The following is a 21,437-nucleotide window of genomic DNA, read 5'->3' as shown; positions in this document are numbered from 1 at the left end:
GTAATACGGATATTGCTGCATGTCGACTGCCTATACCATAACCACCAGCGAACCGGTAAATCAGCAGATCTATCGTTATCTGCGCAAAGATATTGTGACCTGCGTTATTCATCCGGGCTCGCTGCTGTCGGAGAAGGAAGTGTCGGCGCGTTTTAACGTATCGCGTCAGCCGGTACGTGAAGCTTTCATCAAGCTGGCGGAAGCCGGATTGGTGCAGGTGTTACCGCAGCGCGGCACCTTCGTACGCAAAATCTCTGCCCAGCGCGTGGCCGACGGCCGCTTTATCCGTGAAGCGGTAGAGATTGCCGTGGTACGCCGCGCCGCGCAGGAGATTGGTGCCAACGGATTGATGGCGCTGGAGCATAACCTGCAGCTGCAGCGTCTCGCCGCTGAACGTCATGACAGCCAGGCCTTCTTAGGGCTGGATGATGAGTTTCACCGCCTGATTGCGGAAGGGATTAACTGCCTGCTGGCGTGGGAAACGGTAGAGAACATTAAAGCCACCATGGACCGCGTGCGTTTTCTGACCTTAAGCGAAGTGTCGCCGCCGGAGCGTTTGATTCAGCAGCATGAAGATATTTATAACGCGTTGAAAGCGCATGATGTTGAAGCCGCTGAGAGCGCGATGCGCCGTCATCTGCAGGAGATGATTTTGACCATTACGCCGATTGCCGAGCGTAATAGTGAGTGGTTTGAGGCACCTTAAATGGACGAGGTCGCCATGAATGGCGACCCTACGTAGGGTCAGCATTTATGCTGACCTTTTTACATTTAGGCTATGGTCACATCTTTTGACAGATAAACATCCTGCACCGCATTAATCAGCTGCACGCCCTCTTTCAGCGTCTTCTTAAACGCCTTGCGCCCCAGAATCAATCCCATGCCGCCAGCACGCTTGTTGATCACCGCCGTACGCACTGACTCCGCGATATCCGTTTCCCCGGCAGATGCGCCACCGGAATTGATCAATCCCGCGCGCCCCATATAGCAGTTCGCTAACTGGTAACGCACCAAATCAATCGGGTTCTCGCTGGTCAGCTTGCTATAGACGCGCTCATCGGTGTGACCAAACTTCACCGCGTTGTAACCGCCGTTATTCTCAGCCATCTTTTGCTTAACGATATCCGCACCGATAGTCGCCGCCAGATGGTTGGCCTGGCCGGTTAAATCGGCGCTGGCGTGATAATCGACGCCGTCTTTCTTGAACGCATCATTACGCAGATAGGCCCACAGCACCGTCACCATTCCGAGCTCGTGCGCGCGCTCGAAAGCTGCCGAGATCTCTTCAATCTGACGGCGCGATTGCTCAGAACCAAAGTAGATGGTGGCGCCAACCGCCACCGCGCCCAGATTAAAGGCCTGCTCAACGCTGGCGTACAGCGTCTGGTCATATTGCGTCGGATAGCTCAGGGTTTCGTTGTGGTTGAGCTTCACCATAAACGGAATGCGGTGCGCGTAGCGACGTGAAACCGAGGCCAGCACGCCGTAGGTGGATGCCACGCAGTTACAGCCAGCTTCAATTGCCAGCTCAACGATGTTTTTCGGATCGAAATAAGCTGGGTTCGCCGCAAAGGAGGCACCCGCCGAGTGCTCAACGCCCTGATCGACCGGCAGAATCGACAAATAGCCGGTGCCAGCCAAACGTCCGGTGTTGTACAGCGTTTGCATGTTGCGCAGTACGGTGGGAGAACGATTGTTGTCGATCATCACGCGATCAACATAATCCGCGCCTGGTAAATAGAGGCTATCCGCTGGAATGGTCATGCAGCGATGTTGAAGAAGGCTGTCCGCCTCTTTGCCCAATAACTGTACGATGTCCGTCATGTTCGCTCCTGATAAATGGCTGGATTGGAACCGGCCGATGCCGATTCGCCCCCAACAGCCTGGACCGGAAAGCGCCAGGCTGGCAAATTGCTGACTCCATTTTTCAGACGGATGCGCAGTGAAAAAGCGGCAATCTGGCGTTACGCCCTACCACCATTGATGGAAATGGTGCACCGGCCCAATGCCTTTACCGACCTCCAGCGAATCGGCGTGCAGCAGCGCCTGTTGTAGCCACGCCTTGGCTTCGGCCACCGTTGCAGCCCAATCATCATGACGCGGACGCAACGCTGCCAGCGCCGCAGAGAGCGAGCAGCCTGTGCCGTGCGTGTGGCGCGTATTAACACGCGGCGCGGTAAAGCGCTGGCGTCCGTCGCGGGTAATCAGCCAATCCGGACTTTCGGCATCGCTGAGATGCCCACCCTTCATCAGCACCGCTTCACAGCCGAGATCGAGCAGCGCATCGCCCTGCTGCAACATGGTCTTCTCATCCTGCGCCATAGCGCGTCCCAGCAGCGCCGCGGCTTCCGGCAGGTTCGGCGTGATCAGCGACACCTGCGGCAGCAGCAATTCACGCACGCTGGCTACGGCATCTGGCGACAGTAGCGCATCGCCGCTTTTGGCAATCATCACCGTATCCAGCACCACAAACGGCAGGCTGGCCCGTTTCAGCCGCTCGGCGACCACCTCGACTATCGCGGTTTCGGACAACATGCCGATCTTCGCGGCATCAATGCGCACATCATCCAGCACTGAATCGAGCTGTGCGCCGACGAAATCCGGTGCGATGCGATAGACCGATTGCACACCACAGGTGTTTTGCGCCACCAGCGCGGTAATAACGCTGGTGCCGTAAGCGCCCAATGCGGAGAAGGCTTTGAGATCGGCCTGGATACCCGCGCCGCCGCTCGGATCGGTGCCGGCAATGGTTAATGCGTTGATGCGTTTCATGCTTTCACCTCCAGCGTCCACAGCGTATCGAGGAAGGCAGCGACAAAGCTGCCCGGTCCAGCGACCTGACGTGCTGTCAGTTCACCGGCCAACGACATCACGCGGCAAGCCGCAGCCACATGTTGCAGGCGATCGCCTGGCAAGCTGGTGAAGGCCGCCACCACCGCTGACAACGCGCAACCGGTGCCAACCACGCGCGTCATCAGCGGGCTGCCACCGGGAATCGCGAATGTCTGCAAGCCATCGGTGACGTAATCGACTTCACCGGTCACTGCCACAATTGTTTTGAAATCACGTGCCAGCTGCTGAGCGGCGCTCAGCGCGGCATCGGCCTGATGCAGGCTGTCGACGCCGCGTCCGCCGATTGCCTGATGCGCCAGGGCGAGAATTTCTGAAGCGTTACCGCGAATCGCTGCCGGTTGCAGGCTCAGCAACTGTTGGCAGAAGGCGGTGCGCAGGCTTAAAGCACCGACCGCCACCGGATCCAGCGTCCACGGTGTGCCTGCCGCTTGCGCTGCTTGCACCGCCGCCAACATCGCATCACGACGTTCAATGGTTAAGGTGCCTACGTTGATCAACACCGCATCGGCAAAACCGGCAAACTGCGCCGCTTCCTCGGGATCGATCACCATCGCAGGCGACGCTTGCAGTGCCAGCAGCACGTTGGCGGTAAAGGTTTGCACCACGTCATTGGTCATGCAGTGCACCAGCGGCGCTTGCTGACGCAGCAGTTGCAGAGAGTGCGCAAGTTGTGCGGGGGAAAGAAGGTCAGGCTGTTTCATAAGGCTCCCAACCGGCGATCAAGAAGGCGAATGCGGTCAGGCATCTGACTTCCCTACGCTGGCATTATCCAGATCAGGTCAGCGGGTGTATCTCAGCCCTGTATTAGAGGGGCACCCCGAGTCAAAACTACGTTGGCGAGCATAGGGAACAAGCCAGATTAAAGCAAGCAATCGCCGCCTTCTCTGTGGATCTTGCTCGCAAAGTTACATTTTACAGGTTCATCTAACTGTTTGAATAAAGTCCTTAAAAACCCTTCTTTTTGCGTGCCATGTCATACTTTGTAATAAATTCCATTGATAATTCGCGTCGCGAAAAATAGCATCCCCCACAACTTGTTTCATGACGAAACAGTACGGATTTATTAATTGTTCATGGAAGCATCACGGAGGATTAGCTATGCGTCGGATTCCACGCGCGCCGCTCTCTGCGGCCCTTATCTCTGCCCTATTCGCCGGTACTTTTGTCCCTGTTCCCTCCGCCCACGCCACGGGTTTTGTCGAAGACTCATCGCTCACTGGCAACCTGTTTTACTGGCAACGTCAGCGCGATCGCAAAGAGATGGATCCGCAAAAAGGCTCGTACGGTCAGTATGATGCCAATCTGCATCACGCCTCTGCTAACGCCAATCTCGACTTCTCTTCCGGTTATGCGGGCGATGTGATTGGCCTCGACCTGGCAGCGTTTGGCGCGTTGGAGTTAAGCAATGGCGGCCCGGCAGCACCGAATGAAATTGGTTTCAGCAACGCCCGTACGCGCTGGGATGAGGACTGGAGCGGTGATAAGAGCGGCTTAAGTCTTTATAAAGCGGCGATCAAGGCAAAATGGCAGGATAACTGGCTGCGCGCCGGCTATCTGCAACCCAGCGGACAGACGCTGCTGGCACCGCACTGGAGTTTCCTGCCCGGCACCTATCGCGGCGTTGAAGCGGGAACCCTCTTCGATTTCAGCGATGCGGGCGCCCTTTCCGTCTCCTGGATGTGGACTGACGAATACAAAGCGCCGTGGTATCGCGACATGTACAACTTCCGCAAAGCCGATGGCCTAACCGAGATTCCGTGGCTGCAATCCTTTGGTGCCAAATACGATTTCAAAAATTCGCTGGTGCTGGAAGGCGCATATGGCCAAGCGGCGAATTACATGGATCAGTATTTTGCCAAAGCCTCTTATCAGCTGCCGCTGGCCGATGCACCACTGCGCACCAGCTATCAGTTTTACGGCGCGAAAGATCGTGACAACAGCGGCGTGGGCCAGGTCAACGATGTTTACGATGGCCTCGCTTGGCTGCAGGCGCTGACGTTCGGCTACACGCTGGGCGCGTTCGATTTCCGCCTTGAAGGCACATGGGTAAAAGCCGAAGGTAATCAGGGCTTCTTCCTGCAGCGTATGACGCCGTCCTATGCCAGCTCGAATGGCCGCATGGATGTGTGGTGGGATTCGCGCTCTGACTGGAACGCCAACGGTGAAAAAGCTTTATTCGCTGGTGTGATGGTCGATCTTGGGCACTGGCAATTACCCGGCTGGCAGGTCGGCACTTCGTACGCCTATGGCTGGGACGCGAAGCCTTCCACCAATCCCATTTATGACCAGAACCAGCGCCTGAAAGAGTCGGCATGGAGCATGGACCTGGTTTACACCATCCAGCAAGGCCGCGCCAAAGACACGCAATTCAAACTGCATTACACCCGCTACGACAATCACAGCGATCTTCCCAGCTACAGCGGCGGTTACGGCAACATCTTCCAGGACGAAAAAGACATCAAATTTATGGTCGTCGCGCCATTCACCCTGTTTTGACCCCGATCTGGCAGGAGCCAGAGACTTACATCTGTGGAAAAGGATAACAGCATGAAAAAGTTAAAAATCAGTTTACTGGCGCTGAGCGTGATGGGCCTTGCCGCCTGCAGTTCATCCCCGCGCAGCAATCAGCAGGTCGTTGACCAAATCAGCCAGTTCGGCGTGCAGTATCAGGTCACTGACAATCAGGCTGCCGATCACGGCGTGAACTGCGCGAAACTCGGTGCCGATTGGGCATCCTGCAATACCGCCACCATTACGCTGACCAACAACGGCCCGGCGCTCACCAGCAAAAACTGGGCGATCTACATGAGCAACGTGCACGAAACGCTGCGGGTCGATAACGATCAGTTCAAAATGACGCACATCGTCGGCGATCTTACCCGACTGGAACCGACGGAAAAATTCAAAGGTATCGCGGCTGGCGAGTCGATTGAAATCCCGATCGTCAACGAATACTGGCAGCTGTTTATCACTGACGTGATGCCGCGCTGGTACGTTACCGCCGCCAATGCCTCGCCAAAAATAATCACCAGCACCGATACCGAAAACCTCAGCGACTTCGTTAAGCCGTTTGGCGACCAATGGAAGCGCATCGCCGACGATAAAAACGTGCTGATGCTGCCGCAAAGTCGCTTCACCAAGAATGCCGATGTGGCGCAACTGCCTGCTAGCGTGTTGCGCGGACAAATCACCCCAACGCCGCGCATGGTGAAAGTTCATGCTGCCGATGTCGATCTGAGCCGTGGCGTCACTTTGCACCTGGATGTATTGGCGAACAATCAAGCCGATGCGGTTAAGCAGCGCTTCGATTTGATGGGACTCAAACAGCAGTCAGCGGGTTATGCCGTTCATACTCGTATCGCCGTTAATCATTTCCGTGGCGCAGATGCGGTTTCTGGTGCTTATGAACTGCGCATCACGCCACGCGGCACCGATATCATTGGTTACGACCAGGCGGGCGTCTATTACGGCTTGATGTCGTTACTCTCGCTGGTACCCGCTGAGGGCAAACCGATTATCGCCACGCTTGAAGCCAAAGATGCCCCGCGCTTTGCCTATCGCGGCGCCTTCCTCGATGTGGCGCGTAACTTCCACAGCAAGCAAGCGGTGCTGCGCATGCTCGATCAAATGGCGGCATGGAAGATGAATAAATTCCACTTCCACCTGACCGATGATGAAGCCTGGCGCATTGAAATTCCCGGTCTGCCTGAGTTGACCGACGTGGGCAGCAAGCGCTGTCACGATCTCACCGAGCAGCAATGTCTGCTGCCGCAATTGGGTTCTGGTCCGTTCACGGATAACAACGGAACCGGGCATTTCAGCCGCGCCGATTATATTGAGATCGTCAAATACGCGCAGGCGCGCAACATTGAAGTCATTCCGGAAATCGATATGCCCGCGCACGCACGCGCTGCGGTGATCTCGATGGAAGCGCGTTATCAGCAGTACATGAAAGCGGGTAAACCGCAGCAGGCCAGTGAATATCGTCTGGTGGATCCAACCGATACCTCGAATACCCGTTCCGTGCAGTTGTACGACCGCACCAGCTATCTCAATCCTTGCCTCGATTCCTCAAAGCGCTTTGTCGATAAAGTGATTGGTGAAGTGCAGGCGATGCACCGTGAAGCGGGCCAACCGTTGACCACCTGGCACTTTGGCGGTGATGAAGCGAAAAACATTCGCCTCGGTAGCGGCTACAGCGATGTTAAGAACCCGAAAGCGGGAACGGGCATTTTAGACCAAAGCAAAGAAGACAAACCTTGGGCAAAATCTCAGGTCTGCCAGGCGGTAGTGAAGTCCGGCAAGGTTGAAGATCTGGAGCATTTACCGAGCCACTTCGCGCTGGAAGTGAGCAAAATGGTGAAAGCCCACGGCATCCCGGTGATGCAGGCCTGGCAGGATGGGCTGAAAGATGCAGCTGACGCTCATGCCTTCGCCACCTCGCGCGTACGCGTTAACTTCTGGGACACGCTCTATTGGGGCGGCTTTGACACTTCCAACGACTGGACGCTGAAAGATTACGAAGTGGTGATCTCCAATCCGGATTACGTCTACATGGACTTCCCGTATGAAGTGAATCCTAACGAGCGCGGTTATTACTGGGGAACGCGCTTCAGCGATGAGCGCAAGATGTTTGGCTTCGCACCAGACAACCTTCCGCAGAACGCTGAAACCTCGGTGGATCGCGATGGCAAAACCTTTGTTGCCACCTCGAATAAGCCGTGGTCAGGCGCATACGGCATTTCAGTACAGCTGTGGAGCGAAACCACGCGTACCGATCAGCAGATGGATTACATGGTGTTCCCTCGCCTGCTATCAGTGGCCGAACGCGGCTGGCATCGCGCGGAGTGGGAGCTGGATTATCAACAGGGCCGCACCTTTAAAGGCGGCGAAACCCACTTCGTTAACCAGCAACAGCGCAATCAGGACTGGCAGCGTTTCGCCAACCTGTTAGGCCAGCGTGAATTGGGCAAGTTGGATAAAGCCGGTATTCACTATCGCCTGCCGGTACCGGGCGCGCGCGTGGAGAATGGCACGCTGACCATGAACATTGCGCTGCCAGGACTGCCGCTGGAGTACAGCGTGGATAACGGGAAAAACTGGCAACGTTATCTGCCACATGCCAAACCGGCCATCACCGCCGCCGATAAAGTCTGGGTGCGTAGCGTGAGTCCGGATGGCAAACGTTTCAGCCGCGCAGAAGCACTTTAAACCTGATTCGCCCCTCGCTGGAGTGCAAGGGGCGGAAACTGACAAGGATGTCGATGAAACACTCAACGTTTTCATTCTATATTGTTGCGCTGGGCGCCGGTTTAAGCGGTGCCCTGTTCATTCCAACACTCAGCTTATTTCTGGCTAACGAACTTAATGTGGCAGCCTGGAAGATCGGTGCCTTTTACAGTATTAATGCGCTTAGCAGTATTGCAATCAGTTTGCTCATTGCTCGTTATTCCGATCGTATAAAGCAGCGCCGGCCACTGTTACTGTTTTGTTTATTCTCGCTCGCGCTTAATTCACTGCTGTTTATCTTCTGCCGTCATTATCTATTACTGATAACGCTCGGCTCGCTACTTAGCGCCTGCGGCAGCGCGGCGGTGCCACAGTTGTTCGCGCTTGCGCGGCAAACCCGCAGCGACAACACGTTCAGCGCGATCTTACGCGCCCAATTTTCGCTGGCGTGGGTATTTGGCCCGCCTCTGGCATTCTGGATCATTCAGTTGGCCGGCTTCGCCTGGCTTTATTCCATCATGTCCGGATTATTACTCAGCGTGACGCTTCTGGCGCTTTCCTTGCCGCCGGGCGATCAAACGGTTGTCGCTAAGCCTGCACAGCCAGATGATCAGCAGCCGCTGGGACAAAACCTGACGTTGCTGATGCTCGCCACCTTGCTGGTCTGGAGCTGCAGCTCACTCTATCTGATTGGCTTTCCTCTGCATCTGGCGCAGCAGCCCACACTTTCCGCTGAATGGACCGGCGTGATGTTTGGACTCGCCGCAGCGCTGGAAATCCCGATCATGCTGCTCAGCGCCAGAATGCTCAAGCGCTGGGGCAAGCAATCGCAAATGCAGGCCGCCATGCTATGCGGCATCATTTTCTATGCCGGTATTTTCTTCAGCAATGGGTTTATTCCATTGATGATGCTGCAATTTTTCAATGCCGTTTTTATCGCCATCATCGCTACCGTTGGGTTGTTCTGGTTTCAGGACTTGCTGCAACATCGTCAAGGTATGGCGGCCACGCTGTATACCAATTCGATGTCCATCGGCGTGCTGATTGCTGGCGTATTACAGGGAATTCTCACCGCAGTCTCACCGCTAGCCATCTGGCCAGCGGCCTGTGTGCTGTTAGTGATGTCATTACTACTGATAACAAAGGTCGACAATGTTTAAAAAACCTCATTCGTCGCGCATCGCTGCGCGCATCAAAACACATGGAGTGTACGCTAATGAATGTCTTAATTACGGGTGGCGCGGGCTATATTGGTTCGCACATTGCCCTTAGCCTGCTGCAGCAAAATCATCATGTGATTGTGCTGGATAATTTGTGCAATAGCTCGCCAATAGCCTTAACGCGCGTTGAAGCATTGAGCGGAAAGAAAATCACTTTTCATCAGGGCGATATTCGCCGCCGTGCCGATTTAAATCAGGTTTTTAATCAGCAGCCGATCGATGCCGTGATTCATATGGCGGGTTTGAAATCGGTGAATGAATCGCTGCAAAAGCCGGTGAAATATTATCAGAATAATATTGCGGGAACGCTGATGTTGCTGGAAATCATGAAACAGCATCAGGTTAATAAACTTATATTTAGTTCATCTGCCACGGTTTATGGCATCCCGGAAAAAATTCCACTGTGCGAAAACTGCGATACCGGTAATACCACCAATCCTTATGGCGCTTCCAAATATATGGTTGAGAAAATAATGGGTGAAGTGGTTGATGCACAACCTGACTTAGCCATTACCGCACTGCGTTATTTTAATCCCGCCGGGGCGCATCCCTCCGGCCAGATTGGTGAGCACCCTGAAGGTATTCCCAACAATTTGCTGTCCTATCTGTTTCAGGTTGCCAATGGACAAAGAGGCAATCTGCCGGTATTTGGAGATGACTATGCAACACCGGATGGCACCGGCGTGCGCGATTACATTCATGTGATGGATCTCGCCGAGGGCCACATCCAGGCGCTGAATCATCTCAAACCAGGCTATCGTCATTACAATCTGGGCACCGGACAAGGCTACTCGGTGCTGGAAATCGTGCAGATGTTTGAACAGGTGAGCGGTAAACGTGTCCCGGTCGATATGCGCGCACGCCGTCCCGGCGATGTCGCTATCTGCTTATCCGATCCCGGACAGGCGAAAAAAGAGCTTGGCTGGCAGGCAACGCGCGGTCTCGAAGCGATGCTGCGCGATGCATGGCGCTGGCACACGCAGAATCCGCAGGGCTACATTGGGAGCGAAACCTTATGATGACGCGCGAAACGTTTTTACCGCTCTATGAACGTCAGCTCGCCGCGCTGAAAAAAGCCTTCACCGCGCCTGCTTCAGTCGATTGGCAAGAAGTGTTCAGCCAGTTTAAGCAGTGGCGACAACAGCATCAGCCACAGGATGTGGCAGTAGCCGATTTCTCTTCGATGTTCGCAGTGCCCACCAGTCGGCTGACGGGAACCGAGTGCAGGCTGCATCGCGTCTGGCTCGGCGGATCTACGCCGCTCAACGTCAACCGCACCATCGCCCAGTGGCAACGTGCGATTGAAGCCAGCCGCAGTGATTTTCAGCAAACGCTGTGGGTTTGGGATGCGCAACAGCTGGCGGCTGATAGCCATTTTGTCGCTCAGCCGCGAGATAGCGCATTACAACTGGGCACGCTGTTTCTGCCTGATGCGCTGGTGCAGGTGAACAGCCTGAGCGCACTGATGCACTCTATTGACTGCGCGCTGGCCGACGTCTTACAGCAACTGCACGACAAACGCTATTACGCCACGCTCTCTGACTTCTTCCGTTTGGCCATTCTTACCGAGTGCGGCGGCGTTTACCTGGATGCCGATACGATCCCCGCTCAACCCGCCACGCTGTTTCTGTGTCAGCCGGAGCTGCCCGATTTTCCTGGCGAACAGCAGCACATCAGCTGGCTAAATTTGTTCACTGATGAAACTGGCATGATCATCAGCCATCAAAACAATCCGGTATTGCAGGAGTTACAGCGGCGGCTCAGTGAGGTTTATCGTGGCTGGCCTCAACCGATTGCAGCTAAAACGCCCGACAGTGAACGCGCCATCTTCGAACCGTTTTATCAGTTATGGTGCGAACAATTACAGATCACGCAGCTGAGTCATCAAGACTTTAGCTGTTTTGCCGTATACGGATTTGATGCGCCAACTCCGCGCGTATGCGGCATTAAAGGGATGCGCTTACAGGAGGATATTTTAAGTGGTGAACGTTGCGCGTTAAATATCGATGAACAGCAGCATTATCAACAAACTGTGAATCAACTTTCGCAACGAAGCTGGCAACTCAGCGATCCACTGCAGCTGGGTGAACTGGTACCTTTATTTGCCGAGCAGGAAATTTTACAGATTGCCTATGCGCCGCAACTGCGCGCTGAAATCCCCTATTACCACTATTACGGCGTGCTGTGTCAGGATCCTCAACTTGATAAAGTAAACGGGTTATTTAGCGATTACCTGGTTGCGCTAACTGATAAGAAGATAAATGACGGTGCTTTCTGGCAGCCAGTTTATCGGGCAACATCCTTACCACTTATCTTTAAACCGGGCACTATTTCTGACCAGCGTGAACAACGCCGCATGGCGCAGTTAATCTTCAGCACCAGCTATCTGGAATACTGCTCAGTCGATAATATTTATGCCACCGACTTAACTACCTTACAGCTGCGACAAAATATTCAGCCGTTCCTGCAGCAGATCTCAATGATTTATAACTCGCAGGGAAAAATGATTGGATTCCTCAATGCGGCATCGATTAAGGAATATGATCAGATCAAAGTTGAATACGGCTATCGTAAAGAGGTACGTCCTCTTGATGAGGCTTACGACGACTTTGTTAATCACTACGGCCAGCCAGATGATTACTTCGTCTGCAGCGTAGCCTTCTTGCCCGAGGAACAGGGGAAAGGCTACTTCAATCAAGTTCTGTCACGCATGATTGAGCAGGCTAAGCAGCAAAAATTGCGCCGCATCACGTTGTGTGTGTGGCAATCAAGTCCTGCATCTATGATTTATCGCAAAAAGGGCTTTGAAGTCATTGGAACCATGACAAATGAAATGACGCGTTTTAACGATCAATTGCTGTTTATGGCATTTTCGCTGTAACGCGTTAAGTCAATTATCGTGGCGTGCTATTAGCTTATCGCCCGCCACTTATTAAACCAAACGGTTCAATATGAGCTAATTATGCGATAGCGTAATACAGATTGATACAAATCAAAATAAAACCAATTTAAAAACGGCCTAATTGCGCTCCGGATTTGAAGATAAATACCGCCCACTCCATTCCGGTAGCGATAATGAAATTAAAATTCTTCAGCTTTATTCCGCATGCACACAAATGGCACAACATCCGTATTTCCCGTAAAGGCGCTACTTCCCCCACCGGACGAGCCTATTTCTCAACCCATGTTGAAGCTCAATGTAAAGGCTGCGGCGAACGGCTGCATAAAATCTATTACCGCGATATTAGCGATGCGCAAGCCATTCGCTGGATAGGGTAATTATTGTCTGTTTTGAAATAAAAAAAGCCCCGCAACACAGGTTGCGGGGCTATTGCGTGGCTATCGCAAAACTTATTCAGCCGGTTTGGTGCGAATCAGATAATCAAAGGCGCTGAGTGAGGCTTTCGCGCCTTCACCGCTGGCGATGATGATCTGCTTGTACGGCACCGTAGTGCAGTCGCCTGCGGCGAATACGCCTTTCAGGCTGGTTTCGCACTTGGCATCAATGATGATTTCGCCCATTTTGTTGCGCTCTACCGCACCTTCGAGGAAGGTGGTGTTCGGCAGCAAACCAATCTGCACGAAGATGCCGCTCAGCGCGATTTCGTGGCTGGTCTGGTTGTTACGGTCGATGTAAGTCAGGCTGGTGACTTTGCTGCCATCGCCTTTCACTTCGGTGGTCTGTGCGTTCAAAATCACATCGACGTTTTTCAGGCTGCGCAGTTTGTCCTGCAGCACTTTGTCGGCGCGCATTTCGCTGGCGAATTCCAGCAGCGTTACGTGCTCAACAATGCCGGCCAAATCAATAGCCGCTTCCACGCCTGAGTTACCGCCGCCGATCACTGCGGTGCGTTTGCCTTTAAACAGCGGGCCGTCGCAGTGCGGGCAATAGGTTACGCCCTTGGTGCGATACTGCTCTTCGCCCGGTACGCCCATGTTGCGCCAGCGTGCGCCGGTAGCAATGATGATGCTGCGGGATTTCAGTACCGCGCCAGATGCGGTTTCAATCGCGTGCAGACCGCCCTCTTTCGCCGCTGGTATCAGCTTGATGGCGCTCTGGGTGTCAATCACATCGACGTCGTAATCATCCACGTGAGCACGTAGAGAACCGGCCAGCTTCGCGCCTTCGGTTTTCGGTACGGAGATGTAGTTTTCGATGTCTACGGTGTCCAGCACCTGACCACCGAAACGCTCGCCCATCAGGCCAGTACGGATGCCTTTACGTGCAGAGTAGATGGCCGCAGCCGCGCCCGCCGGGCCGCTGCCGACGATTAGCACTTCGTAGGCATCACGTTTGTTCAGCTCTTCTGCCGCACGCTTCTCTGCGTTGGTGTCCACTTTACCGACGATTTCCGCCAGGCTCAGACGACCCTGACCGAACTCTTTACCGTTGAGGAACACCGCCGGCACGCCCATCACGTTGCGTTCGGTGATTTCGTTCTGGAACATGCCGCCGTCAATTGCGGTATGGCTGATGCGCGGGTTCAGTACTGCCATCAGGTTCAGCGCCTGTACCACGTCAGGACAGTTGTGGCACGACAGTGAATAATAAGTTTCGAAGTGGAAGTCGCCTTCCAAAGCCACAACCTGATCCAGCAGGCTCTGCGCTTCTTTCGAAGGGTGTCCACCGGTTTGCAGCAAAGCTAAAACCAGTGAAGTAAATTCGTGGCCCATCGGCGAACCGGCAAAGCGCGGACCGCTGTGGCTGCCTGGGTTAGTGATCAGGAAAGAGGGTTTACGAACCGGACGATCGTTCTCTTCACGGAAGCTGACTTTGTCTGACAAGCCCGCGATATCGGCCAACAGAGAACGGATCTCTGCGGATTTGGCGCCATCATCCAATGTGGCAATCAACTCAACCGGTTTCGTTAGTTTCTCAAGGTAAGCCTTGAGTTGGGTTTTTAAATTGGTGTCGAGCATAGTGAGTTCCTGTCATGAAAATCGGGTGCCGTAGCACCCGATAGAGAAAGATCGAATGGCAGCTAACTTAGATTTTGCCAACCAGGTCCAGTGATGGAGCCAGAGTTGCTTCGCCTTCTTTCCATTTTGCCGGGCAAACTTCGCCTGGGTGAGAAGCAACGTACTGTGCTGCTTTCACTTTGCGGATCAGGTCAGATGCGTCACGGCCAATGCCTTCTGCAGTGATTTCGATCGCCTGGATGATGCCTTCCGGGTCAACGATGAAGGTACCGCGATCTGCCAGACCTTCGTCTTCGCGCATGATTTCGAAGTTACGGGTCAGCGCGCCAGTTGGGTCACCGATCATCGCGTATTTGATTTTCGCGATGGTGTCTGAAGAACCGTGCCAGGCTTTGTGGGTAAAGTGCGTGTCAGTAGAAACAGAGTAGATATCTACACCCAGTTTCTGGAACTCTTCGTGATGGTCTGCAACGTCACCCAGTTCGGTTGGGCATACGAAGGTGAAGTCAGCCGGGTAGAAGAAGAAAACACTCCATTTACCTTCAACGTCTTTCTCGGTGACTTCGATGAATTCGCCGTTTTTGAACGCTGCGTTTTTAAATGGTTTGATCTTGGTATTAATGATGGACATGGTGACCTCCGTTAAAAGATGTGATGCAGGCTACAGAATTTTCGGGCCAACTTCTAATATGCAGACGTTATCAATTAGATAACCAAAAGCTATCAAAGCGCCGACGCCAGCTTTCATGCGGCTCGCGCGGGCATTCTACACAAAAATGGCGCGGTTCTGACAGGCTTTATCTTTTTGCGATGAAACTGCTACTTTTACGTTGGGTAATAGACATTAGGCGGTCGCCATGAATGGCGACCCTACGATTTAGCGGGTATGGGTTTAGTGGGGTGCGCATTTATGCGCACCTGGCAACGTCACAGATTACCCCCCCAAATGGAGCTTTTGCGTGCAAATCCGTTTTTTTGATGAAGCCGATCGGCCTTTTCTGCGCACGCTGTATCTTGCCGCGCGACGCCATAACTGGACGTGGCTGGATGGCGATGATTGGCAGTTAGAAGATTTTGATGCGGTAATTTTGGGCGAAACCGTGCTGGTCGCCGAACTGGACGGGCATCGCGTGGGGTTTGCGGCGGTGCTGGATAATGACAACTTCCTGCATAGTCTGTACGTCGATCCAAACGCACAGGGACAAGGCGTGGGTAGCGCGCTGTTAGAAAAAGTGCAGTCGCGATTTAGCTCGACTGGCGCATTGAAATGTTTGCAACAGAATCAGGCGGCGCTGGATTTTTATCTCAAACACGGCTGGCGGCGTGAAGCGATTGGCGAGAGCGAGCAGGGAAAATATGTGCTGATGCATTTTCCGCTGGCAAGACGTGCCAGCGGAAATGGGCGACGTTAAATGGCGCGGAAGGCGATATCGCCAGGGATGATTTCCCCCTGCCAATAGAGCTGCGCCGCCACGCGCCCCGCCAGCTGGCGGTAGAGCGCGGTGAAATCACTCTCCGGACGGCGCACCACAGTAGGTTCACCATCATCCAGATCTTCACGCAACGTAATGTGCAGCGGCAGTTGAGCCAGCAAACGCGTGTTGTAATCCTCCACCAGCTTCTGCGCGCCGCCGGTGCCGAAAATCGGCTCGTGATGTCCGCATTGGCTGCAGATGTGCATGCTCATGTTCTCAACCACGCCCAATACCGGCACGCTGACTTTCTCGAACATCACCATGCCTTTACGTGCATCAATCAAGGCAATGTCCTGCGGCGTGGTAACCACTAACGCGCCGGTCACCGGCACGTTCTGCGCCAGCGTCAGCTGAATATCGCCGGTACCTGGCGGCATATCGAGGATCAGATAATCCAGATCCGGCCACATGGTTTCGTTGAGCAGCTGCATCAGGGCTTTGCTGGCCATCGGCCCGCGCCACACCATCGCATTGTCGTCAGTGACCAGATAACCGATCGAATTGGTCGCCAGGCCGTGCGCCATGATCGGTGCCATATGCGTGCCATCCGGCGAGGTTGGACGCTGATTTTCGGTGCCGAGCATGTTAGGAATCGACGGACCATAAATATCCGCATCCAGAATCCCCACGCGCGCCCCTTCGGCAATCAGCGCCAGCGCCATGTTCACGGCGGTGCTGGATTTACCCACGCCACCTTTGCCTGAACTGACGGCGATGATGTTCTTCACACCGGTCGCGCCCGGATGATTTTTCACCCGCTTCAGCGTGGCGATGTCGTGGCGCAGCCGCCAGTCAATGGCGCTGGCATCGGTCAGACGCAACAGTTCGGCGCTGGTTTGCGCTTTCAGCTCTTCAAAGGCGCTGGCCCACGCGAACGGCATCACCAGTTCGATATGCAGCTTGTCATCCAGCAGCGCGACGTGGCGCAGCGCTTTCAGCGTGGTCAGGTTGTGTTGCAGCGTCGGATGTTCAAAGTCACTCAGCACGCCGATAACCAATGCTCGCAGCGCTTCAGGTGAATGATGTTGCTGGGATTGTGAAGTCATCCCCTCTCCTTGTTTATTCTTCACGCCAGATTGCGGCGGTGTCTGTTCAATAGTATCAGATAGGCGCTAAAAGTGATGGGGATGTGCAGCTGTGTTTACGGCAGAGGGTGCTTCGGTTACCATCATTCCCCTAAATAATTCGTGTTGCAGGAAGGCGGCAAACGAGAGAATCCCAATGAGCTTACTCAAGTAAGTGATTTGGGTGAGCGAGAGAAGACAACGCGCCTGCAACGCGAAGTATGACGGGGAAACCCGCTTTTTCATCAATGGAACGCTACGCAATCATGACTATAGTCACTAAAAAAATTCTGGTAACGTGCGCGCTGCCGTACGCAAACGGTTCAATCCATCTCGGTCACATGCTTGAACACATTCAGGCTGACATTTGGGTCCGTTACCAGCGAATGCGTGGCAACCAGGTTCACTTCATCTGTGCAGATGACGCCCACGGCACGCCGATTATGCTGAAAGCGCAGCAGCTGGGCATCGCGCCGGAGCAGATGATCGCGGAGATGAAGCAGGAGCACGAAACCGATTTCGCCGGCTTCAACATCAGCTACGACAACTATCACTCGACGCACGGCGACGAAAACCGTCAGCTGTCCGAGCTGATTTATGGTCGTCTGAAAGAGAACGGCTTCATTAAGAACCGCACCATTTCGCAACTGTACGACCCTGAGAAAGGCATGTTCCTGCCGGACCGTTTCGTGAAAGGCACCTGCCCGAAATGTAAGTCACCGGATCAGTATGGCGATAACTGCGAAGTGTGCAGCGCGACCTACAGCCCAACCGAGCTGATCGACCCGAAATCTGTGGTTTCAGGCGCGACGCCGGTGCTGCGTGATTCCGAGCACTTCTTCTTTGATCTGCCCTCTTTCAGCGCGATGCTGCAGGCGTGGACGCGTTCTGGCGCGCTACAAGAGCAGGTGGCGAACAAGATGCAGGAGTGGTTTGAGTCTGGCTTGCAGCAGTGGGATATCTCCCGCGACGCACCTTACTTCGGCTTCGAAATTCCTGGCGCGCCGGGCAAATATTTTTACGTCTGGCTGGATGCGCCAATCGGTTACATGGGTTCGTTCAAAAACTTGTGCGACAAGCGCGGCGATCTCGATTTCGACGAGTTCTGGAAGAAAGATTCCACCACCGAGCTGTATCACTTCATCGGTAAAGACATCGTCTATTTCCACAGCCTGTTCTGGCCGGCGATGCTGGAAGGCAGCAACTTCCGCAAGCCAACCAACCTGTTCGTACACGGTTATGTGACGGTGAACGGCGCGAAGATGTCCAAATCGCGCGGCACCTTTATTAAAGCCAGCACCTGGTTGCAGCATCTGGATGCCGACAGCCTGCGTTACTACTACGCGGCCAAGCTCTCTTCGCGCATCGACGACATTGACCTGAATCTGGAAGATTTCGTACAGCGCGTGAATGCAGACGTGGTGAACAAAGTGGTGAACCTGGCGTCGCGTAATGCGGGCTTCCTGACCAAACGCTTTGGCGGCAAGCTGGCGAGCGAACTGGCCGATCCGGCGTTGTATCAGACCTTTGTTGATGCCTCTGAGAAGATTGGCGAAGCCTGGGCCAGCCGCGAATATAACCGCGCGATCCGTGAAATCATGGCGCTGGCCGATCTGGCGAACCGCTATGTCGATGAGCAGGCACCTTGGGTGGTGGCGAAGCAAGAAGGCCGCGATGCCGACCTGCAAGCGATCTGCTCAATGGGCATCAACCTGTTCCGCGTATTGATGACTTGGCTGAAGCCAGTGTTGCCATCGCTGACCGAACGCACCGAAGCCTTCCTGCAGAGCGAGCTGAGCTGGGATGCGATTGCCCAACCGCTGCTGGATCATGAAGTAGCACCGTTCAAAGCGCTGTATGGCCGTATCGAAATGACCAAGGTTGACGCGCTGGTTGAAGCCTCGAAAGAGGATGCAGCTGCGGCGAACAAACCTGCGGCAACCGGCCCGCTGGCCGATGCGCCGATTGGTGACACCATCACCATCGATGATTTCGCCAAGGTCGATATGCGCGTGGCGCTGATCGAGAAAGCTGAGCTGGTTGACGGTTCTGACAAACTGCTGCGTCTGGAGCTGGATTTGGGTGGCGAGAAGCGTCAGATTTTCTCTGGCATTCGCGCGGCGTATCCGGATCCTTCCGTGCTGGTCGGCAAAATGACCATCATCGTGGCTAACCTCGCGCCGCGTAAAATGCGCTTCGGTATTTCAGAAGGCATGGTGCTGTCAGCGGGTCCAGGCGGCAAAGACCTGTTTGTGCTGTCCGTCGATAGCGGCGCAGTGCCGGGCATGCCGGTTAAGTAAGCTAACAAGCCGCCTCAGGGCGGCTTTTTTGTACCTGTTGATCCTGCAAAGGATTGGCGCGTTTTTCGTAGGGCCGCCATTTATGGCGACCAGCTCAGACAGTATTGTGATCGCTAGCACGCTAATCGCTTAATGCGTATGATAAAGCGCTACGAAAACAGGAGCCTGACATGCCTGCCGTTCTCTCTGCTTGTTGGCGCTATGTGCGCGCCTTCGCCATCATCTATGCGGCGCTCTACGCCGGAATAGGGATTTCTGCCCTGCTCCCGATAACCATTCCCGGCAGTATCATCGGCATGCTGCTGCTGTTTCTGTTGCTGGCGCTGCAAATCATGCCGGTTGAGTGGGTAAAACCTGGATGCCATTTACTGATTCGCTATATGGCGCTGCTGTTTGTGCCAATTAGCGTTGGCGTGATGAGCTATACCGATATCCTCACCGCCCAGTTCGGGCCGATTGTGGTGTCGTGCATTGTCAGTACCTTTATGGTGCTGCTGATTGTGGGTCTCAGCGCTGAGCGTTTGCAGCGCCCGCAGGAGAAGCCGAATGATTGACGCATGGTGGTCGCTGCCGCTGACCGTAATCGCCTATTTTCTGGCGCGTAAACTGGCGGCGAAAATCAATATCTCCATCGTCAATCCATTGCTGGTGGCGATGGCGATTGTCATTCCGATTCTGCTGCTCACCAATCTGCCTTACACGCGCTATTTTGCTGGCAGCAGCCTGCTCAATCAGTTGCTGCAACCGGCGGTTGTCGCGCTGGCGTTACCGCTGTATGAGCAGATGCATCAGATTCGTGCGCGCTGGAAAACCATCATCAGCGTCTGTTTCATCGGCAGCATTACGGCGATGGTGTCGGGTACCGCGATTGCGCTGTGGATGGGCGCAACGCCGGAAATCGCCGCCACCATTATGCCGAAATCCGTCACCACGCCGATTGCGATGGCGGTCTCCGCTTCGCTGCACGGTATTCCCGCTATCAGCGCTATCTGCGTGCTCATCGCTGGTGTACTGGGTGCGGTGTTTGGCCATATGCTGCTTAATCTGTTTAAGGTGAAAAACAAATCTTCGCGCGGATTGGCAATTGGTAACGCTTCGCACGCATTAGGCACCGCACGCGCCGCTGAGATCGATTATCAGGAAGGCGCCTTCAGCTCACTGGCTTTGGTGATTTGCGGCATCATCACTTCGTTACTGGCACCGTTCCTTTTTCCGCTATTAATGCATTGGTGGGGCTGAAACTTGCGAGAGATCTCGCAAAGTTGAAACAACCCAATCAGCTTGCATTGTCAGAGCGACTTGGATCACATATAAATCCTCTGGCGGCGCATCGCCGCTAACGCGTAACTGAGGCCATCACATCATGCATTCACGATTCCTTACTGCTTTTTCTGCCCTGCCCGCTGCGCTGCAAGCTGCGATTCAGCCGCTGCTCGATGCGCCGGATTTCCATGGCGTATTGCGTCCGCAGGATGTCGCGCAACTGAAACAGCTTACCGGTCTGGATGATGATGCGCTGGCGCTGGAACTGCTGCCGCTGGCGGCGAGCTGCGCGGTGGCAACCGTATCAAATTTTAATGTCGGCGCGATCTCACGCGGCGTCAGCGGCCATTGGTACTTCGGCGCTAACATGGAGTTCCTGCACACGCCGCTGCAGCAGACGGTGCACGCCGAACAAAGTGCCATTACGCATGCCTGGCTGTGCGGTGAAGAGAAACTGGCGGCGATTACCGTCAACTACACGCCGTGCGGACATTGCCGTCAGTTTATGAACGAGCTGAACAGCGGCACGGCAATTCGCATCAGCCTGCCGGGACGCGCGGTTAGCACGCTGGGCGACTATTTACCGGATGCGTTTGGTCCAGCCGATCTCAACATCACAGAACGTTTGCTGACGCCGATCGACCATGGTTTTGCGCTTGCAGGCGATGCATTGCAACAGGCTGCCATTTCCGCCGCCAATCACAGTCACGCGCCATACAGTAAAAGCTACAGCGGCGTGGCGTTGCGCAGCCAGAGCGGCAAGGTCTTTACCGGCCGCTATGCGGAAAACGCCGCCTTCAACCCAAGCTTGCCGCCGCTGCAGGCCGCACTGATTTTGATGAACATGAGCAATGAGGCGCTGGAGACTATTCAGCAAGCGGTTTTGGCGGAATGTCAGGAGAGCACGCTGAGTCAGCTGGATGCGACACGCGCTACGCTTACGGCGTTAGGATGTGAGGATTTCTCACTTACTTTAGTTTCGAAAACATCAGTTTAGTGATCCTTTTACCGCTTTTGTGACCTTCTGTTAACAAAAGCTGTACATCTGCAGGAATTTTCATAGGATCGGGCGCCAGAACCTCTTCACTTCAAGATGGACTGGCGTTACCTTTT

At 54.4% G+C, this 21,437-nt stretch carries 18 protein-coding genes and 1 riboswitch; of the genes, 12 read left to right on the top strand and 6 right to left on the bottom strand.

Features of this window, described 5'->3' with window-relative positions:
• Positions 1-19: 19 nt before the first annotated feature.
• The gene (locus BM323_RS10830; RefSeq protein WP_008104916.1) at positions 20-706 is read left to right on the top strand and encodes a GntR family transcriptional regulator; all 687 of its coding nucleotides are present in this window, start codon (positions 20-22) and stop codon (positions 704-706) included.
• Positions 707-771: 65 nt separating this feature from the next.
• Here the strand turns inward: BM323_RS10830 and fbaB are convergent, their stop codons facing one another.
• From fbaB to thiM, 3 genes are all read right to left on the bottom strand, one after another.
• The gene (fbaB, locus tag BM323_RS10825) at positions 772-1,824 is read right to left on the bottom strand and encodes a class I fructose-bisphosphate aldolase (protein ID WP_008104917.1); all 1,053 of its coding nucleotides are present in this window, start codon (positions 1,822-1,824) and stop codon (positions 772-774) included.
• Between the two features lie 147 nt (positions 1,825-1,971).
• On the bottom strand, positions 1,972-2,772 hold the full coding sequence (gene thiD / locus BM323_RS10820) for a bifunctional hydroxymethylpyrimidine kinase/phosphomethylpyrimidine kinase (protein ID WP_008104918.1): 801 nt from the start codon (positions 2,770-2,772) through the stop codon (positions 1,972-1,974).
• Complete coding sequence (gene thiM / locus BM323_RS10815) at positions 2,769-3,554, bottom strand: hydroxyethylthiazole kinase (protein WP_008104919.1); 786 nt, start codon at positions 3,552-3,554, stop codon at positions 2,769-2,771. Before thiM ends, thiD begins: the two co-directional genes overlap by 4 nt.
• Positions 3,555-3,587: 33 nt before the next feature.
• A riboswitch (TPP riboswitch) is annotated at positions 3,588-3,683 on the bottom strand.
• 268 nt (positions 3,684-3,951) lie between these two features.
• On the opposite strand from thiM, the gene BM323_RS10810 reads away from it, so the two are divergent.
• The 6 genes from BM323_RS10810 to BM323_RS10785 all read left to right on the top strand — a co-directional run bounded on the left by BM323_RS10810 (position 3,952) and on the right by BM323_RS10785 (position 12,581).
• Positions 3,952-5,349, top strand: coding sequence for a chitoporin ChiP (locus BM323_RS10810; protein ID WP_008104921.1), 1,398 nt, complete (start codon positions 3,952-3,954; stop codon positions 5,347-5,349).
• Positions 5,350-5,400: 51 nt separating this feature from the next.
• Positions 5,401-8,064, top strand: a complete 2,664-nt coding sequence (locus tag BM323_RS10805; RefSeq protein ID WP_008104923.1) for a beta-N-acetylhexosaminidase — start codon at positions 5,401-5,403, stop codon at positions 8,062-8,064.
• Between the two features lie 53 nt (positions 8,065-8,117).
• A complete protein-coding gene (locus BM323_RS10800) occupies positions 8,118-9,242 on the top strand; it encodes a sugar efflux transporter (RefSeq protein WP_008104925.1) in 1,125 nt (374 codons plus the stop codon).
• A gap of 56 nt (positions 9,243-9,298) precedes the next feature.
• Positions 9,299-10,321, top strand: coding sequence for a UDP-glucose 4-epimerase GalE (gene galE, locus BM323_RS10795; RefSeq protein ID WP_008104927.1), 1,023 nt, complete (start codon positions 9,299-9,301; stop codon positions 10,319-10,321).
• Positions 10,318-12,183: a GNAT family N-acetyltransferase gene (locus BM323_RS10790; RefSeq protein WP_008104929.1), complete on the top strand. Its 1,866-nt coding sequence runs from the start codon at positions 10,318-10,320 to the stop codon at positions 12,181-12,183. The genes galE and BM323_RS10790 overlap by 4 nt, the downstream gene beginning before the upstream one ends.
• 194 nt (positions 12,184-12,377) lie before the next feature.
• Positions 12,378-12,581 carry a hypothetical protein gene (locus tag BM323_RS10785; protein WP_071531650.1) on the top strand — a complete coding sequence of 68 codons (204 nt, stop codon included), beginning with the start codon at positions 12,378-12,380 and terminating at the stop codon, positions 12,579-12,581.
• A gap of 72 nt (positions 12,582-12,653) precedes the next feature.
• On the opposite strand, the gene ahpF is transcribed toward BM323_RS10785, so the two are convergent.
• Both ahpF and ahpC read right to left on the bottom strand, forming a co-directional pair.
• Positions 12,654-14,222: an alkyl hydroperoxide reductase subunit F gene (gene ahpF, locus BM323_RS10780; RefSeq protein ID WP_008104932.1), complete on the bottom strand. Its 1,569-nt coding sequence runs from the start codon at positions 14,220-14,222 to the stop codon at positions 12,654-12,656.
• Between the two features lie 67 nt (positions 14,223-14,289).
• On the bottom strand, positions 14,290-14,853 hold the full coding sequence (gene ahpC / locus BM323_RS10775) for an alkyl hydroperoxide reductase subunit C (protein ID WP_007889514.1): 564 nt from the start codon (positions 14,851-14,853) through the stop codon (positions 14,290-14,292).
• A gap of 328 nt (positions 14,854-15,181) precedes the next feature.
• Here ahpC and BM323_RS10770 point away from each other — a divergent pair, with 328 nt between their 5' ends.
• Complete coding sequence (locus BM323_RS10770) at positions 15,182-15,634, top strand: GNAT family N-acetyltransferase (RefSeq protein WP_008104935.1); 453 nt, start codon at positions 15,182-15,184, stop codon at positions 15,632-15,634.
• On the opposite strand, the gene apbC is transcribed toward BM323_RS10770, so the two are convergent.
• Entirely contained in the window at positions 15,631-16,743 is a 1,113-nt protein-coding gene (gene apbC, locus BM323_RS10765) for an iron-sulfur cluster carrier protein ApbC (RefSeq protein WP_008104937.1), read from the bottom strand. The two genes, BM323_RS10770 and apbC, sit on opposite strands and share 4 nt — an antisense overlap.
• 284 nt (positions 16,744-17,027) lie before the next feature.
• On the opposite strand from apbC, the gene metG reads away from it, so the two are divergent.
• The 4 genes from metG to cdd all read left to right on the top strand — a co-directional run bounded on the left by metG (position 17,028) and on the right by cdd (position 21,321).
• Positions 17,028-19,061, top strand: a complete 2,034-nt coding sequence (metG, locus tag BM323_RS10755) for a methionine--tRNA ligase (RefSeq protein ID WP_008104940.1) — start codon at positions 17,028-17,030, stop codon at positions 19,059-19,061.
• Between the two features lie 170 nt (positions 19,062-19,231).
• Entirely contained in the window at positions 19,232-19,615 is a 384-nt protein-coding gene (locus BM323_RS10750; protein WP_008104942.1) for a CidA/LrgA family protein, read from the top strand.
• Complete coding sequence (locus BM323_RS10745; RefSeq protein ID WP_008104945.1) at positions 19,608-20,300, top strand: CidB/LrgB family autolysis modulator; 693 nt, start codon at positions 19,608-19,610, stop codon at positions 20,298-20,300. Before BM323_RS10750 ends, BM323_RS10745 begins: the two co-directional genes overlap by 8 nt.
• A 124-nt stretch (positions 20,301-20,424) precedes the next feature.
• On the top strand, positions 20,425-21,321 hold the full coding sequence (gene cdd / locus BM323_RS10740; RefSeq protein WP_008104947.1) for a cytidine deaminase: 897 nt from the start codon (positions 20,425-20,427) through the stop codon (positions 21,319-21,321).
• The last annotated feature ends 116 nt before the right edge of the window (positions 21,322-21,437 follow it).

This window comes from Pantoea sp. YR525, assembly GCF_900116775.1.
In the GTDB taxonomy this organism is placed as follows: domain Bacteria; phylum Pseudomonadota; class Gammaproteobacteria; order Enterobacterales; family Enterobacteriaceae; genus Pantoea; species Pantoea symbiotica.
Note: the sequence above shows the minus strand (reverse complement) of the source record. Positions and strands in the feature narration are given on the sequence as shown.